This is a genomic window from Planctomycetaceae bacterium (assembly GCA_041398785.1).
Taxonomy (GTDB): domain Bacteria; phylum Planctomycetota; class Planctomycetia; order Planctomycetales; family Planctomycetaceae; genus JAWKUA01.
In genome coordinates this window covers 301,035-316,935 of record JAWKUA010000004.1, presented here as the reverse complement: position 1 = coordinate 316,935, position 15,901 = coordinate 301,035, and the positions used below count along the sequence as shown (strand labels likewise).

At 59.0% G+C, this 15,901-nt stretch carries 15 protein-coding genes; 8 read left to right on the top strand and 7 right to left on the bottom strand.

Going from position 1 to position 15,901, the window contains the following annotated elements; translation table 11 throughout:
• Nucleotides 1–457 precede the first annotated feature (457 nt).
• The 6 genes from R3C19_06840 (at nt 458) to R3C19_06815 (ending at nt 4,320) form a co-directional block, all read left to right on the top strand.
• Nucleotides 458–1,846: a sigma-54 dependent transcriptional regulator gene (locus R3C19_06840; GenBank protein MEZ6060059.1), complete on the top strand. Its 1,389-nt coding sequence runs from the start codon at nt 458–460 to the stop codon at nt 1,844–1,846.
• Between the two features lie 11 nt (nt 1,847–1,857).
• Nucleotides 1,858–2,934 carry a DUF1559 domain-containing protein gene (locus tag R3C19_06835; GenBank protein ID MEZ6060058.1) on the top strand — a complete coding sequence of 359 codons (1,077 nt, stop codon included), beginning with the start codon at nt 1,858–1,860 and terminating at the stop codon, nt 2,932–2,934.
• A gap of 142 nt (nt 2,935–3,076) precedes the next feature.
• On the top strand, nt 3,077–3,253 hold the full coding sequence (locus R3C19_06830; GenBank protein MEZ6060057.1) for a hypothetical protein: 177 nt from the start codon (nt 3,077–3,079) through the stop codon (nt 3,251–3,253).
• Nucleotides 3,250–3,660, top strand: a complete 411-nt coding sequence (locus R3C19_06825; GenBank protein MEZ6060056.1) for a hypothetical protein — start codon at nt 3,250–3,252, stop codon at nt 3,658–3,660. Before R3C19_06830 ends, R3C19_06825 begins: the two co-directional genes overlap by 4 nt.
• Before the next feature lie 101 nt (nt 3,661–3,761).
• On the top strand, nt 3,762–4,004 hold the full coding sequence (locus tag R3C19_06820) for a hypothetical protein (protein MEZ6060055.1): 243 nt from the start codon (nt 3,762–3,764) through the stop codon (nt 4,002–4,004).
• The gene (locus R3C19_06815; GenBank protein MEZ6060054.1) at nt 3,994–4,320 is read left to right on the top strand and encodes a type II toxin-antitoxin system RelE/ParE family toxin; all 327 of its coding nucleotides are present in this window, start codon (nt 3,994–3,996) and stop codon (nt 4,318–4,320) included. Before R3C19_06820 ends, R3C19_06815 begins: the two co-directional genes overlap by 11 nt.
• A gap of 48 nt (nt 4,321–4,368) precedes the next feature.
• Here the strand turns inward: R3C19_06815 and R3C19_06810 are convergent, their stop codons facing one another.
• From R3C19_06810 to hflK, 4 genes are all read right to left on the bottom strand, one after another.
• On the bottom strand, nt 4,369–5,658 hold the full coding sequence (locus R3C19_06810) for a hypothetical protein (protein ID MEZ6060053.1): 1,290 nt from the start codon (nt 5,656–5,658) through the stop codon (nt 4,369–4,371).
• Nucleotides 5,659–5,889: 231 nt separating this feature from the next.
• Entirely contained in the window at nt 5,890–6,900 is a 1,011-nt protein-coding gene (locus R3C19_06805; GenBank protein MEZ6060052.1) for a hypothetical protein, read from the bottom strand.
• Nucleotides 6,901–7,026: 126 nt separating this feature from the next.
• On the bottom strand, nt 7,027–8,115 hold the full coding sequence (gene hflC / locus R3C19_06800) for a protease modulator HflC (protein ID MEZ6060051.1): 1,089 nt from the start codon (nt 8,113–8,115) through the stop codon (nt 7,027–7,029).
• Nucleotides 8,115–9,107 (bottom strand): FtsH protease activity modulator HflK, encoded by a 993-nt coding sequence (gene hflK, locus R3C19_06795; GenBank protein MEZ6060050.1) that lies wholly within the window; start codon nt 9,105–9,107, stop codon nt 8,115–8,117. Before hflK ends, hflC begins: the two co-directional genes overlap by 1 nt.
• A 404-nt stretch (nt 9,108–9,511) precedes the next feature.
• Here hflK and R3C19_06790 point away from each other — a divergent pair, with 404 nt between their 5' ends.
• A complete protein-coding gene (locus R3C19_06790; GenBank protein ID MEZ6060049.1) occupies nt 9,512–10,489 on the top strand; it encodes an FAD-dependent oxidoreductase in 978 nt (325 codons plus the stop codon).
• A gap of 162 nt (nt 10,490–10,651) precedes the next feature.
• On the opposite strand, the gene R3C19_06785 is transcribed toward R3C19_06790, so the two are convergent.
• On the bottom strand, nt 10,652–11,371 hold the full coding sequence (locus R3C19_06785) for a protein-L-isoaspartate(D-aspartate) O-methyltransferase (GenBank protein MEZ6060048.1): 720 nt from the start codon (nt 11,369–11,371) through the stop codon (nt 10,652–10,654).
• Between the two features lie 178 nt (nt 11,372–11,549).
• Here R3C19_06785 and R3C19_06780 point away from each other — a divergent pair, with 178 nt between their 5' ends.
• Nucleotides 11,550–12,221, top strand: a complete 672-nt coding sequence (locus R3C19_06780) for a hypothetical protein (GenBank protein ID MEZ6060047.1) — start codon at nt 11,550–11,552, stop codon at nt 12,219–12,221.
• 52 nt (nt 12,222–12,273) lie between these two features.
• Here R3C19_06780 and R3C19_06775 read toward each other — a convergent pair whose 3' ends face one another.
• Nucleotides 12,274–12,831, bottom strand: a complete 558-nt coding sequence (locus tag R3C19_06775) for a Uma2 family endonuclease (protein MEZ6060046.1) — start codon at nt 12,829–12,831, stop codon at nt 12,274–12,276.
• 100 nt (nt 12,832–12,931) lie between these two features.
• The gene (gene acnA, locus R3C19_06770; protein MEZ6060045.1) at nt 12,932–15,688 is read right to left on the bottom strand and encodes an aconitate hydratase AcnA; all 2,757 of its coding nucleotides are present in this window, start codon (nt 15,686–15,688) and stop codon (nt 12,932–12,934) included.
• Nucleotides 15,689–15,901 lie beyond the last annotated feature (213 nt).

The following is a 15,901-nucleotide window of genomic DNA, read 5'->3' as shown; positions in this document are numbered from 1 at the left end:
GCGATTACGTCAGAGAACATGACAAATGTTTAATTCGAATGGCTGCCATGTTTAACCGGAGCTGCGCTTGACTGGTTTGCTGGCATCACGCATTCCGGGATCAGGTAGTCAGTCGGCGTGCGTCGCTGAACTTGCACTGAACTCGGGAGTCGATCCGGTGGTTGAAAGGGACAGAGCGCAGCGCAAGGTTAAACATGCCAGGGCTCGCGGTTAAACATGGGAGAGTGCTATTCGAAGATCCTCATCGTTGATGACGAACACACCCGCTCGCTACGGCATGGCGGTCGGCTGCGGCTGAGAGCGGCTATTCGACGGTGCGGACCGTCATCGAAGCATTCGTACGGACGGAGACAAGAAGCTGGTTCGCGGCTCAAGGCCATTTCGGAATGACGCATTCCTCGAGGCCAGTGGTGCTGCTCGATCTTGAGAACATGCCCGGAAAGGACGGGATGGTTCGGTGTTTCGCGGAACGGAACGTCGTTTGCAGCGCGAATCGGTTTCGACCCTGATCAAGACTGGTTTGGAAATCATCGGGTCAGGTCACGTGCGTTGCCAACGACGATCCGGTGGTTGCAGCAGGGCTCGCGCGGTGAAGATCCTCGACGAACAGCTACGGCATGACCGTCATCGAAGCCGCGGACGGAGACGAAGCACTCAAGGCCGGCTCCCGATTTGGTGCTGCTCGCCCGGAAAGGACGGGAATCGGTCGCTGATCAAGCCGGAAATCATCGTCGTCACTGCCAACGACACCGTGCAGCATGCGGTCGAATGCATTCGGCGTGGAGCGAATGACTTTCTGACGAAGCCATTCGACGTCGATCACCTGCGCGCCATCGCGCGCCGCTCCGAAGAGCGCGTTCGGCTGCAGCAACGAGTCGACGAGCTTCAGCATCAGGTTGAAGGCGGCGTGCGATTCGGTGGTCTGGTCGGAACAAGCCGGGCCATGCAGAGGCTGTTTCGCCAGATCGACAAAGGGGCGGCGACGTCGCTGCCAGTTCTGATCCGCGGCGAAAGTGGCACCGGCAAGGAGCTGGTCGCTCGCGAACTTCACCAGCGCAGCGCGCGCTCGAACGGGCCGTTCATCGCCCTCAACACCGCCGCGATCGCGGAATCGCTTGTGGAAAGCGAGCTGTTCGGCCACGTGAAGGGCGCGTTCACGGGAGCCAATCGCAACCGCGAAGGCGTGTTTCGACAAGCGGACGGCGGCACGCTGTTCCTGGACGAAATCGGCGATATGCCCGCATCCGTTCAGAAGCGGCTGCTGCGAGTTCTGCAGGAAGGCATTGTTCAGCCGGTAGGTGCGGAAGACTGTGTCGCAGTCAACGTGCGAGTCATCAGCGCGACTCATCAGGATCTGGACCAGGCAATCACGGACAAGGCGTTTCGTCAGGATCTCTATTTTCGACTGAAGGGAATCGAACTGCTGATTCCACCGCTGCGGAACAGGCAGGAGGATATTCTGCTGCTGGCGAACGAATTCCTCGGGGACTCAGCCGAGTTCTCCGGCGAAGCGGTAACCGCCCTGCTGCAACATCGGTGGCCTGGAAACGTGCGAGAACTACAGCAAATGGTGCGATCCGCAGCGGCACTCTGCGAAGGCGATACCATTACTTCGCAGGATCTGGGACTCATTGCTGAACGCCCGAAATCCGATTTAGACAAATTCGAAATCTACCTGGATCTGCCATTGACGGAGGCACGAAATCAGCTTGTCGAGGACTTCGAACGGCAGGCCGTCACGCGGGCGGTTGCGCTTGAAAACGGCAATGTCAGCGCAGCCGCTCGACGGCTGGGAATTCATCGGCAGAGTCTGCAGCAGAAAATGAAGCAGTTGGGCATACGGTGAGGGACGGCGTCATGAGTCGATTGTTTCGAAATCCCGCGCTGTGGGCCGGATTGGGGATTGTCGGAGTGCTGCTTGTGTTGGCCGTTCCAGCCGTTCGCAATGCTCGCTTCGCAGCCGCTCGCGATGCGACAAGAGCTGACCTGAGAAGCATCGGCCTTGCCCTTCATAACTATCACGACAGATACGAGTCTTTTCCGCCCGCATTCACGCTGGGCCCGGACGGCAGGCGGTGGCATAGCTGGCGAGCATTAATCCTGCCGTATCTTGACGAACCCGAGCTGGCAGCAGCTTATCGGCTGGACGAACCCTGGGACGGACCGAACAACTCGAAACTGCACACAAAGGCTCCGGCCGTGTTTCAATCGGACGTGATCGACCACGGCGATTCGGCGACCAACTACTTCGCGATTATCGGCAGGCGAACGGCGTGGCCTGCACACCAGGCACTCAAGGCCGACGACTTCAAAGACGGAGTTTCGAACACGATTCTACTGGTCGAGGACCCGAAAGTCGGCGTGGTCTGGTCGGAACCGCGTGACCTGCCAACAGGCGAATTCTTCAAGTCGTTTTACGGCGGCACCGAGACCTATCCCGGCGGAGGTGCAGGCGTCCTGTTGGCTGACGGCACATTCAGATTCCTGTCGCGCGACATCGACCGCTCCGTTCTCGCCGGACTGCTGACACCACAGTACCACACCGAAACGTTTCAGGGAGACGACTGGCCGGAAGATCTGGAGGACGAGATTCCGAATCAGAAATTCAGCAGCCCGCCTAACGCTGACGATTTGACACAGACCGACATCTTTCCCTCATCCGCAGTGCCACTTGAACCAACTCGCAATCAACTCTGGTGTGCAGCCTTCCAGATTTCATGGGACATGATGAACGAACAGCTTGGCGGTCCCGCGGAGTTGTCTCCATCGGCTCCGGTCGTCGATCTGCTCAACCGTCATCCATTCGACGTCTCCGCACTCTCGCCTGAGTCGTTTTCGGCAACCGCCACAGGCGTCAGCACGTCAGAAACAACGGCGCTGCTGGAAGAATTGCGGCAGAAGTTTCAGACGTCGAGCCATTTGCCGAGCCGCTGAAACTGGACGACGATATAAGACCGGGGATGCGGCTGTATGCGATGATTCGCAAGCAGATGCCGTTCAATCTCTGTTTGACCGTTTGCAATGCCGCTGTCCTTCGAAGGAATCGGCTCGACGGCCGGTGTGGCGTCGTTCGGCTATGAACCGAAGTCCGGCGTATTCAACACCGGTGTTTGAGGACCAGTTGCGGATTGTTGATGATTTGGGTGACGACAACTTCATCATTCAGCTAGCGACCATCGGCAAACAGCGAGACGAGATCATTCTGGCCATGATTCCGCCGGGAGAAACGCTGGCGGCGACGTGGGAATCGTGACGGAACGAGTCCGGAACCCGAATCCGGAACACACACGGTACTCACTGGCGGGGCTGGAAACGCTGCAGATTCCTGTGCTGGATTTTTCGATGCGGAAACGATTCGACGAACTGGAGAACCAAAGGTTTGTGGCCTTCGAATGGGACATGCGGATCATCGTTGCACGGATCGACATCATGCTGAGGCTGGACGAAACCGGTGCCGATTTCATCAGTGCAGCGGAGGCCGGGATTCTCGGCGAAAATGGGTTCGGAACCTACGACGGCGACCGCACACGCCGATTGATCTTCAACAAGCCGTTCCTCCTGGCGTTGAAGGAACCGGATGCGTCAGAGCCGTACTTTCTGGCGTGGATCGCGAACGGTGAGTTGATGGAAGCGTTCAAAGCCGAAACAGTTGCGCCGTGAATGCGGCCTTCGTACAATGCCTGCCCTGACGGTATCTGATGCCTTGCCGAAGCATTTTGCTGACGTCGGGAGCAACCGTCGCCATTGGATCGAGAACGGATATGAGTATTGACCTGACAGAAGATATGAAGGCAGCACTGAGTCGCAGTCACGGATTCCTGTCGGGCGAGGGCTTTGTACTGATGTCGGAAGCGGCGTATCGCCGGATGATGGGCGTGGAGTCTCCTGAAGAATACGCGGACTCGCTTGCAGCGGTGCGTGAGGGACTTGCAGACGTCGAGGCCGGCCGAACGATGAGCGCGGGAAGGTTCCTGAAGGAGTTCGACGCAAAGCATGGCCTTTGAAGTCGAGTTGTCCGAGCGCGCCGGGCGTGATTTTGAGAACGCCTTTCGTTACATCGCCGATCGCGCGCCGCAGAACGCGAAGCGCTGGCGGACGCGTATGGGCCAGGCGTTCTCGCAGCTCGCAAGTCTTGCCGGTTCACTGGGCGAAGCGCCGGAGAGCCGCGACACGCAAGTGCAAATCAGACAAATGCTTGTCGGTTCGTACAGAATTCTCTACACGATCCGTGGCGATGTCGCGTTCGTCCTTACAATTCGCCACGCTGCAATGCAGTTTCTGCCTGCCGACGAATTGTCCCGAATGACCGACGATGCATAGGCAATTGAGGCGTCAGCCAGAAGCGATTCAATCTGACAGCCCTGCCAGTTAATCTGCAAACTCCGTCGGCTGCACCCAGGCTTTTTCAAACTCACCGGGTTCGCTGGGGTTTGGGTGTTTGCGGGACGATGTCACGACGGCTCGCACGTAGAGTTCGTCGCCGGTGAATTCGTAGGTGGCCGAAGATCCGTCAACGGACTTCAACACAGCGCCGACGTCGTCGCTGTAGCGTCGAGTGATCCCGGCTGCTTTCTCTTCGTCGGCGACTGCGGGGGCCGTCGTGTCGTCGAAATCTCGCGGAGTACCGATGAAGTCGATGCGGTATGTCACGCCTTGCTCTTCTCTCACGTCGACAAACAGCGAGTCAGCGGTGACACGAATTTCGTCAAGGAACACGCCGCTCGAAGAATAAAACCGGCCGGCTTCCAGGGATTCGACCAGCGTGTCAGGATCGAGCCTCTCCGCCAGAACCATCACCCAGCCGCGGCCCGGCTGGCTTCCGGTGACCGCAGGCTGACGGTGATAGTGGTGACCGTCGTCGGTTGCCAGTCCGTACATCATCGGCAGTTTCAGCTTTGCGAGTCGCCAGGTGTTAATGATGTCCCACATGCGTTCGGTGGACGCGTGAGTTTCGTCGCCGGAGTTGTTCACCGAAGGATGTCCGTTGTAGACCTCAAAGAAGTCTTCGCCGACGACTTGCATCAGATCCTCAGCAGTCACGCCCCAGCCGAAATTCGGGTGATTCAGGTGCACCAGCGTCTTCACACCGGACCTCTCGCGGCGTGAACGCGCCGCATCGATATTCCGCTGCATGACCTCCGCAACGCTGTCTCCGTGCAGCGGCGGCAGCAGTTCCTTCGTATTGGTGGCGCACATGTGGACGGGCAGATTCTGAAATCGGTCGGTGATCTCTTCTCCCTGAATCAGCAGGAACTCACCCGGCACCGCCAACCGTTCGAAAACTTCATCGAACGTCTTGAGCCTGACTTCGTGGCGATCATCGGTGGTACGTGTTTTGATCCAGTCGGCCGGGAACTTCGCCTGCAGCTTTTCGAACGCCGCTCGCCCGCCGGCGTTCTTTTCGATGTCGCTCCAGCGTTCGCCCTGCAGCAGAACGTTGTGGTCCGTGAAGACCAGAAAGTCGTAGTCGCGTTCGAGGTACCACGAAGCAATCATTTCCGGATAGTCATCACCGTCGCTCCACAGCGAATGTGTGTGCATGTTGCCGCGGTACCAGTGCTGACTGTTATCGGCCTTCAGCGTAATTTCGTCGGCAAAACCCGGCACACAGACCAGGACAGTCATGACGAATGCGGACAGCGACGCGGAGAATCTCATGCCTGCCGACTTTCTGTGACCAGGGAACGGGCGAAAATGTTGTGTGTTCCGGACGCGGGGGAAACAGACATCGCGGGACGCTGTAATGGCGGGACCGGCTGCGACTGAGCGGTTGCGAATCAGGCCCACGCGAGATCGGCCAGCCTTCCTCGCCCCGTCAAGGTAACCGCGGACATCGATTCTGCAACCGTGGACGTTGCGTCAACCGGAGTCATTCACGTCGAATTCACGCTACTGCAGGCGCAGGTTGTCGATAAAGAACACCTGTTCGTCTTCGACACCCAGTGAAAACACCTCAATAAACGAGACATTCTCCATGTTCATCGTGCGGGCAGCGGGGGCGGATTCGATGTCACTCAGCGCGATCGACACCGTAAGGTCTTCGCCGGCGGGCACAACGATTTCGCGGTGAAACCGATCGCTGTGATCAAAGTTGCTGTCTTCGTGCTCCTGATCGTGAACCTTGACAATCAGCGGCAGCGGCTGCTGGCCGGGGTTGCGAAGATCAAGCTTCAGCGTCTCATAGCCGCGCCAGTTTGGTTCCGGTGAAATGAAAGCGGCTCCGGGATACCGGCCCGGTCGCAGCGTGACGCGCAGGGAGTGGGTTCCATCGGTCGCCCAGTCCGAAGTCCGCAGCATGTCCGCACTTCGCAGGTACCAGCCGTGCAGCTCGCGCGGCCGTTCGAAGGATGCCAGCAACGGCATGTCCCGACGAAGTAGTTCCAGTTCATGGATCTCCAGCAGTGGATCGACGCTGACACCAATCAGCAGCGCGAAGGCCGCCGCGATCAGGGATGCGCGAAGAACACCACGGCGATGCTGCGCGGCAATCCAGCAGACCGCGGCCGCCAGTCCCAGAGTATTTGCAGCGACGTCGTGCCAGCTTGGATTTCGGTTGGCGAACTTCTGCAGAAACTCACCCGTCAACCCGATTCCCGCCAGAACAACCGCCAGCAGTGCCACACCGGCCATCGACATTTTCAGGATGGTGAGAAACCGGCGGGACAGGCCGATTGCCGGCGGGTCCAGCACGCCGGTGATCATCAGCATCAGGATGCAGAATGCCGGCGCGTGCGCCAGATCGAAGATCGCGCCCCAGCGCCGGGAATGCAGCGGAAAGGGAAATACCAGCCCGAAGGCAACCAGGCTCAGCATCGCAGCGACGAATGACAACCGGCGCAGGACGGCGACCCGCTTCGAACGGGGGTACAGGTTGACGGGAATTGCGGCTGACTCGTTCATGCGATGGCAGTGAATCGCATCCGGTGACCGTTGTAAAGCACGAAATCGCCCGCACTTCGGGGTCGCTGCGATCATGCCCGCAGTGAATCAGATTTCTCGCGATATGCGAGCGCGGAGCCCGGACTGCTACGGCGTTCCGGCGGACTGAGAGGGAGTCTCGGGCTGGCCGGCTGCGGACGCGCCGGCTCCGACATCCTTCAGCATGCGAAACAGGTCGCTGTCGGTCGTCAGGATCAGCCGAGTGCCGTTGCCAAGTGCCGCTTCATACACTTCCAGTGTCCGCTGGAAGTTGTAGAAGTCACCGGTTGTGCGAATGGCGGTCGCGTATCGTTCAATGATCTCGGCTTCGACTTCACCGCGAAGCCGCTTGCTCTGTTCTTCACCTTCACCGCGAATCTTTTCCACTTCCGCGTTGGTCTCGTTGATGATTTCCTGTTTGCGCCGCTGACCTTCGTTCTCGTATCGAGCGGCGATGGCTTCCATGAACGCCTTCAGCCGATCGAAAGCCGCCTGGCGGACCGTCGGGGCGAAGCCGATATTGCTGACTCCCACGTCGACCAGTTCGATGCCGCGGTCGATGGAGTTCTCGGATGTCTCTCCTTCCGTGTTGCCAAGGACGGATTCAATTCGCTGACGGATCTCCGCCACGATTTTTTCGCGACCGATCCTGATTGAAGTCTGTTCCCCGGCAGGATTCAGAACGTCTGCGACGGCATCCTTACCGCCGACGGCATCCGGAACATCCGTGAGTCCGAACGAGTTGGTGAGTTCGCGATCCGTGCTGCGAACCACTTCGGAAAGGTCATACGCCGTGATGACATCGCGAACACTGGCCCGAACGCGCTGAATCACCTGTTGCTCAGCGTTCTCAACGGTTCGCATTTCCTTCACAAACTTTTCAGGGTCGGTGATCCGCCACATGGCCCAGATTGAGATCTCGACCTTCTTTCCATCCTTCGTCGGCAGAGCCTCCAGCACGTCGCTGGCGCCGCTGGCCCAGAACTGGCGCGTCTTTGGCAGTCGGCGAACTTCCTGGATGAGCGGTATCTTGAAGTACAGGCCCGGTTGCTCAACGCCGCGGACGGGCTTCCCGAATTCCACGACAACAGCCAGTTCGCGTTCATTGATTGTGAATGCTGAACTGTAGAGCACGGCAAGTCCGAACAGAGCGACAACAGCGATCGCCGGCCCTTTGACATTATTGCTGGCAGCCATTATTTGCTCCCTTCATTCAGATTCAGCAGCGGCAGCAGTTGCTGCAGATCGGAATCGATGATGGTCTTGTCGTCGACCTGTGAAAGAACCTTTTCGAGTGCTTCGAGATACAGCCGCTGCCGGGTTTCCTGCGGAGCCTTCGCAAACTGTTCGTACTGAGCCATCAGGGCATCAATTTCGCCTTTGACTTCCGAACGCCGCCGGGCGGCATAGCCCTCTGCTTCGCGGATCGCTTTGTCGCGATCGGCTTTGGCCTTCGGCAGCAGCGTGTTCTTTTCCTTATTCGATTCATTTTCCAGCTTGTCGCGTGTCTGATCGGCTTCGTTGATCGCCGCATAGGAAGCTCGCACCTGACTCGGTGGCAAGACACGCTGAAGCTGCAGATTGGTAATTCGAATGCCACAGTCGTATTTGTCCAGCATCTGTCGAGTGGCGTCGAGGGCCTTGAAGCTGATCTCTTCCCGCTTGCTGGTCAGCACCTCACCGATGGAATAGTCGCCGACCAGTCGGTTCATCACTGTGCGGCCAACGACCGTCAGGATGTACTGCAGAAAGCGATCCTGATCTTCTTCGCGTGACGACCCGGAATAGAACGTGAACAGATACCGCTGCGGATCAGAGACTTTCCACTGAACTGTCCACTCGACCACTGCGGCGTTCAGATCGCCCGTCAGCATCAGCACGTCTTCTTCCGGAACGTTTGCTGCCTGATGATCGCCGTCGACTCCAAACGGCAATCGCACATTCCGTTCGCCGACATCGACGGTCAGCACGTCGTCGACAAACGGAATCCGAAAGTGCAGACCGGGAGCCTGTGTTGAGTGATAGCGGCCAAACCGCATGACGACCGCCTGTTCGCTGGGCTCGACCTGATAGATCGACTTGTAAGCGATGACGATCACCGCGATGACTGACAGCCCGATCAGGACGGGGCGCGCGATGCGGCCAAAGTCTTCGGGCCGCATTTCAAACTGCACTTGTTTGGATGACATGAGCGATTGTCCGGTTTCAGAACTAGAGCGTACCGCACCAGCCTACCTTGCCGTCGTGATTCATCAACGACTGCGCTGGATGGATGGATCACGTTTTCCCGCGGATTTCGGCAAGCCGTGCGGATATCGGCGGTTTCATGTGTTACGTACCCATCGGTGGTTTTGACGGCACCGGAACAGGCCGGAACGTCAGCATATCCGGACCGTCCGTCGCGGACCGTCTCATACGCATATTCGCCCGTCTGCCGCACATCTTACCTGAATAACGCCGGTTCCGTTCCTGGTATGACCGTTCACCTGCCGATCAGCTTACGCAGACACCCGGATATGCGCCCCGTCGCGCACGCCGGAACCGAATCAGTCGGTGGTTGAAACGCAGGAATTGATTGGCAGGAGACAGGTCGGTGGTTTACGACATTGCAGTGATTGGAAACGACGAAGCCGCGTTTGAAATGCTGCTGGCGGCAGCGGGCTCAGGGCTGAAGACCGTAGCGGTGATTCCGGAATCGCGGCACTCATCATGGCTGGTCGGTCAGGCACTTCAGCGGCTGATCGCCGACCTGCTGGTTGACCGCACGACGGAACGCCGTCGGCTGTTTGCCGAAGCGGGGACTCCCCGGCTGCTTCAGAAGCTGATCTCCGGTGCCGTTGTTGATGAAACCGCGGAACACATTCAGACTCTGGACCGGCTGGGAATTGACGTCCTGTTGGGTGAGGCCAGGTTCCTGTCCGCAGACCGCGCGAGCGTATCGGAGGGCATTCGCTGCGGACGAAGCATGCTGCAGGCAAAGCACTTCGTGATCGGGACCGGCGTGCGTCACACGGCGATGCACCGACCGCTGGGTCTGGTACCCTTTCTTCGTCCGGAATCCCTGTTCGAGGGAGCTCGTCTGCCCGATAGCCTGTGCCTGCTGGGGGGCGACGTGTTCGGCGCCGGGCTGGCGGCATTGTTTAGTCTGTTTGGAGTCGAAGCTCGTCACGTCGCCCGCGACGACAGAAACGCCGTGATGCTGGATCTGGCACAGGCCGCGGGAGTCGCGGTGGCGTTCCATCCGTCGGAGTTTGGCCTTTCAGGAACCGGATCGCTGTGCGCCATCGACCATGCCGATGTCGTCGATTGTCGGCGAACCGTCGGATTCACCGAACATCTCGGGTTATCACAAATCGGCGTCGAACCCGACGAAAACGGGCAACTGTGGTGTGGTGGCAATCTGGAAACCTGGTGCCGAAATGTCTTCGGCGTCGGCGATGTCATTGGGTTCTCGCCGGACTTCCTGTCGAGCGCCGCGTCCCAGGCGCAGCGCGTGTTGAAGCAAATCCGCTGCGCCGTACCACGTCCGCATCTGCGGGACGTCTTTGTTCATGCAACGGTGAGTACATAAAAGCGTCAGACAAGACCGGAAGAATCTCCCTCGCGCAGCGATCGGGTTGCAGGGTGAAGGCTGTCAGGGGGTCGATTCCCCGGTCGACGACATCGCCAGACCGCCCGCACTTCGCCAATTCGCATTCCCGCGATTGACGGACACGCGTCGCGAGATGGTTGTTCAAAACCCAATCCGCGGTTCCAAATCCGTTTCCGAATCGTCGTCTTCCGGCACACCGAACTCACCGATGAGCGGTACGAACACAAAGCCACCGAGATTGTCGGAAATCAGATCGGCACCCTGTCGCGTGAACCGCATCATGGATTGTCCATAAGTGGAATCACCGATGGGAATCACCAGCCGCCCGCCCTCCGCGAGCTGATCCGCCAGCGGCTGCGGCAGGTGCGGGGCGGCAGCCGTGACGATGATTGCATCGAAGGGAGCTTGTTCCGGCAGTCCGCGGCTTCCGTCGCCGACGTGGACCGTGACATTGCTGCAGCCCGTGTCGCGCAGCCGGCAGCGCGCCGTTTCGGCCAACTCGGGCAAACGTTCGATGGTGTCCACGTGTTCGGCCAGTCGCGACAATACCGCGGCTCCGTATCCCGATCCCGTGCCGATTTCCAGCACGCGGTCACGTTCGCCCGGCAGCGCGGCCTGGCACATAAAGGCAACGGTGTACGGCTGAGAAATCGTCTGCCCCAGACCAATCTTCAGCGCGCGATCGTCGTAGGCGAGGTCTTGCAGGGCTGCGGGAACGAATTCTTCGCGAGCCACGCCGGCCATGGCCGCCAGCACACGGTCGTCCGAAATGCCGCGGGCCTTCAGATGACCGTTGATCATCCGGCGTCGCACGGCGGCGAATCGGTCCTGACGGAATGTGGAGTCATCAGACGGCAACATCGCCCGGCATTCCTCTGGCCGCGATTGCGCGGTGGGGACCGCGACAGTAGCCGCGAATCATGCGCTATCCGGCATGTTTCGGCGAGCGACTGCGCATGCCGGGCGACGGACGCAATCGCAACCGTCGAGCACATCGGTTCAGTTGAAACACGGGGATACCGGCGGTATTCCTTCGGTCATGAATGACAACGACGCAGGCATGATCGACGTCGCACTTGTGCGGGAACAGACGACTCGGGTGCGCGACCTGAGCGGATTTCGCAAAGGTCATCAGGTTCCCGCGGAAGCTTCGGACCGGGCCTCGGCATTTGTGGCGCGTATTGCGGCAGCAGATCTGAGCCGCGATCTGGACGAACACTTCGCTCAGTTTCGCCGCCAGTTTCGCTTTCGGCGCACGGAACTGCAGGTCAGCGATCCGGAAAACGGAGCGGCACGAATTTCCACGCCATGGTTCGACTACCGGGTTTCCGTGACGCTCGATTCCACCAAAACATCGCAGGCCATCTGGCGGCGCCAGGTATCGGAATTCCGCAGCCCGGAGCAATTGTTCAGCGGCGAGTTCGCGTCGGTGTTCGGTCAGTCATTTGATACCGTCGAATTCACGCCGCCGGCGATGATTGATCTGGAGGCTTTCATCGATCACGTCGAAGACCGCGATGACAATTCTCTGACGATCGAATACGACCGCCGCAGTACGTGGTGCGAACTTTCCATCGACGAAATTCCGGCTCGGATGGTCGTGCGATCCGACCTGGTATCACTGATCGCTCGTCAGCCGCAGATTCCGGCTCAATTGCTGGAATCGTTCCTTGCGATGCGCAAGCGGCTGAAGGGTATCGAGTGCTTCTGACAGCTATCGCGGATGGATGGCTGGGCGGATGGACGAGCGGCTGCGCTGACCGCTACCAGATCTTCAGCAGGTCAACCACAACATTGTCGACGCCCCGATATGTGATCTGCTCCGGACACGAAACCGGTTCCGCGTAGGCGGCGCCTTCAAAAACGTATTGCTGAACAACTTTCCTGTCAGGGTCGACAATCCAGTATTCCGGCGCGCCGTAACTTTCATACAGCCGCTTCTTCAGATTCCGGTCACGGTCGGATGTGGACGGTGACAGAATTTCAATCAGCAGATCCGGAACGCCGACGATTCTGCTTTCCGTCACGATGGGGTTGTCATTGAGAACCACGATCAGATCCGGCTCAACGACATCGTGTTCGCTGAACTGAACGTCGATCGGTGCGTGAAAAACCTGACCGAGACCAATCTCGCGAAACGCCTCACAGAGCTGGATCAGCAGTTCACGACTGAGCACCTGATGGTACGGAACCGGGGACGGACTCATGTAGTGGACCCCATCGATGATCTCGTGCCGCCTGCCGTCTTCCGGAAACTGGACCAGATCATCGTAGGTCAACCTGACCTTCACTTTTGGTTCCGAGCTTTGAAATATCGACATCAGCCACCCCCGTTGGCAGAGTTCAGCCACGTGCCAGCCACGTTTGGTTTTGACCTCATTCTAACTGTGCCGGCACCTGTGACACTGCACGAATCGAAAATCAGCCCTTCGCCAACTGCCTCAACACCGTGTGCAGAATTCCTCCGTTGCGATAGTAGACGACTTCCACTGGCGTATCGATGCGGCAGGTCGTGACGAAGTGCGTGTTTTCGCCGTCCGGGCGGCAGGCGACAACTTCGACGGCCTGACGAGGCTGCAGGTTATCGTCCAGTCGAATATCGAAGAGTTCCGTGCCGTCCAGACCCAGTGACTCGCGACTTTCGCCGTCACGGAACTGCAGCGGCAGGACTCCCATCCCGACCAGATTGCTGCGATGAATGCGTTCAAAGCTGGTGGCAATGACGGCCTTGATCCCCAGCAGAAACGTTCCCTTCGCCGCCCAGTCGCGGGACGATCCCGTACCGTATTCAGCGCCCGCAAGAGCAATCAGCGGCGTTCCTTCCTTCTGATATTTCATCGCGGCATCATAGATGGATGTCTGTTCGCCGGATGGAAAGTGGATCGTCACACTGCCTTCCGTCCCGGGAGCGAGCTTGTTTTTCAGGCGGATGTTGGCAAACGTCCCGCGCGTCATGACTCGGTCATTGCCGCGGCGGCTGCCGTAGCTGTTGAAGTCCGCGACGGCGACTCCCTGTTCCTGCAGGTATTTTCCGGCGGGACTCGATGGCTTGATCGAACCGGCCGGGCTGATGTGATCGGTCGTTGTCGAATCGCCCACGGACACCAGACACCGCGCCCCGTTGATCGACATAATCGGAGCCGGTTCGGTCGGCATGTCGACAAAAAACGGCGGTTCCTGAACGTACGTGCTGTCGGGGTTCCATTCGTAGAGATCGCCGTCGGAACTTCTGATCGCCTGCCATTCGGGAGGCCCTTCGGTGGCATGGCCATATTGTTGTTTGAACATGTCCGGCAACATGGACGAAGCGATCGTGTCGGCGATTTCCTGCTGACTCGGCCAGATGTCGCGCAGGTACACGTCATTGCCGGAGGAGTCCTGACCGAGCGCTTCGCTATCCATGTCGATATCCACCGTACCCGCAATTGCGTAGGCGACAACCAGCGGCGGACTGGCCAGATAGTTGGCTTTGACCTGCGGATTGACCCGACCTTCGAAGTTTCGGTTGCCGGACAAGACGGCGGAGACCACCAAATCGCCCTTGTCAACGGCGTCGCCAACAACCTTCGGCAAAGGACCGCTGTTTCCGATGCATGTCGTGCAGCCGTAGCCAACCGTCTGGAAACCAAGCGCGTCGAGCGAAGCGTTCAGTCCGGATTTTTCCAGGTAGTCGGTAACAACGCGACTTCCGGGAGCAAGACTGGTCTTCACCCACGGCTTCTGCCGAAGTCCTTTTTCGACCGCATTGCGGGCCAGCAGTCCGGCCCCGATCATCACGCTGGGATTGCTGGTGTTGGTGCAGCTTGTGATGGCGGCGATGACGACGTGGCCGTCTCTTATCCGGGCCTTCCCGCCGTCGACGTCAATTTCCACGCCATTCATTCCGTTTGCCGGCGATTCCGCCGTTGCCATCGCCGGTGTCGGGCCGCCTTCTGACACCATTGATTCCGTCGTTGAATCCTTTGCGGCAGTCGGACGGCCAAAGACATTTCGCAGATCCTGTTCCCACTGACTTTTCATCGCCGTCAGCATGATTCGGTCCTGGGGCCGTTTCGGACCGGCCAGTGACGGCACGACGGTATTCATGTCCAGACTCAGTGAGCTGCTGAATCGCGGTTCCGGTGAATCATCGGTACGGAACAATCCCTGTTCCTTCGTGTAGCGTTCGACCAGATCGACCAGTTCCTTCGAACGGCCGGTCCGTTCCAGATACCGAAGTGTCTCGGCATCCACAGGGAAGAAGCCCATCGTCGCGCCGTACTCCGGAGCCATATTGGCCAAAGTCGCCCGGTCGGCCAGTCCCAGCTTTGCCATGCCTTCGCCGTAGAATTCGACGAATTTGCCGACAACGCCGTGAGCACGCAGCATCTGAGTCACCGTCAGTACCAGATCGGTCGCGGTGGCTCCTTCAGGAAGCCGGCCGGTCAGTTTGAAGCCCACGACTTCCGGAGTCAGCATGTAAATCGGCTGCCCCAGCATCACAGCTTCGGCTTCAATTCCGCCAACGCCCCAGCCGACGACTCCCAGACCGTTGATCATCGTCGTATGACTGTCGGTACCGACCAGACTGTCGGGGTAAGCGACTCCGTCCGTGACCATCACAACGCTGGCCAGGTATTCCAGATTCACCTGATGCACGATTCCGGTTGCCGGCGGCACCACGCTGAAATTTCGAAACGCCTTTTGCCCCCAGCGGAGGAATTCATACCGCTCGGCGTTTCTTTCGAACTCGATCTCCACGTTGTGCTTCAGCGCAAGTCGGCTGGCGAACTCATCGACCTGCACGCTGTGGTCCACGACAAGGTCGCAGGGAACCAGCGGATTGATCTTCGTCGGATCACCTCCCATCCGAACCATGGCGCTTCGCAACGCGGCCAGATCGACGACCGCGGGCACTCCCGTGAAGTCCTGCAGAACGACTCGCCCCGGCTTGAACGGCACTTCCACTTCGGCCGGCGATTGTGCGTTCCAGTTCGCAAGGTTGTTGACGTCATCCGCGGTAACGATGAAGTCGTCCACGTGTCGCAGGCAGGCTTCCAGCAGGACTCGGATGGAATACGGCAGCGTGTCGATGTCACCAACACCATCCTCGGCAAGCTTGCGAAGTCGAAAATAACGGACGTCACCGCTGGCGGAAGAAAGTGTGGCTTCGGCGCCGAAGGGATTGGAAGAAGGCATGGGCTGAACTTGTCGTTGAGTGATTCCGGACGTTTCCGGCCGGATTGTAAGCAAGTCAGTCCAAGTCGCAATTCGCCGCGCTCGAACACAGCCTGCCAGGGCCGGGCAGTCACCCCGGATACAGCGTCCCGGCGAACGGGCGGTCGCGGCATCCGGCTGGCGTGAATCACGGCGGAAAACATGGCATGAGATTTCGGATGCCAGTAGAATCCC

Excerpts from the sequence above, each read along its gene's own strand:
- R3C19_06805 (MEZ6060052.1), bottom strand. The coding sequence starts at position 6,900 with ATGAACGAGTCAGCCGCAATTCCCGTCAACCTGTACCCCCGTTCGAAG.
- R3C19_06785 (MEZ6060048.1), bottom strand. The coding sequence starts at position 11,371 with ATGTTGCCGTCTGATGACTCCACATTCCGTCAGGACCGATTCGCCGCC.
- R3C19_06780 (MEZ6060047.1), top strand. The coding sequence starts at position 11,550 with ATGAATGACAACGACGCAGGCATGATCGACGTCGCACTTGTGCGGGAA.
- hflK (MEZ6060050.1), bottom strand. The coding sequence starts at position 9,107 with ATGTCATCCAAACAAGTGCAGTTTGAAATGCGGCCCGAAGACTTTGGC.
- R3C19_06775 (MEZ6060046.1), bottom strand. The coding sequence starts at position 12,831 with ATGTCGATATTTCAAAGCTCGGAACCAAAAGTGAAGGTCAGGTTGACC.
- R3C19_06820 (MEZ6060055.1), top strand. The coding sequence starts at position 3,762 with ATGAGTATTGACCTGACAGAAGATATGAAGGCAGCACTGAGTCGCAGT.
- R3C19_06810 (MEZ6060053.1), bottom strand. The coding sequence starts at position 5,658 with ATGAGATTCTCCGCGTCGCTGTCCGCATTCGTCATGACTGTCCTGGTC.
- acnA (MEZ6060045.1), bottom strand. The coding sequence starts at position 15,688 with ATGCCTTCTTCCAATCCCTTCGGCGCCGAAGCCACACTTTCTTCCGCC.
- R3C19_06815 (MEZ6060054.1), top strand. The coding sequence starts at position 3,994 with ATGGCCTTTGAAGTCGAGTTGTCCGAGCGCGCCGGGCGTGATTTTGAG.
- R3C19_06830 (MEZ6060057.1), top strand. The coding sequence starts at position 3,077 with ATGAACCGAAGTCCGGCGTATTCAACACCGGTGTTTGAGGACCAGTTG.
- R3C19_06835 (MEZ6060058.1), top strand. The coding sequence starts at position 1,858 with ATGAGTCGATTGTTTCGAAATCCCGCGCTGTGGGCCGGATTGGGGATT.
- hflC (MEZ6060051.1), bottom strand. The coding sequence starts at position 8,115 with ATGGCTGCCAGCAATAATGTCAAAGGGCCGGCGATCGCTGTTGTCGCT.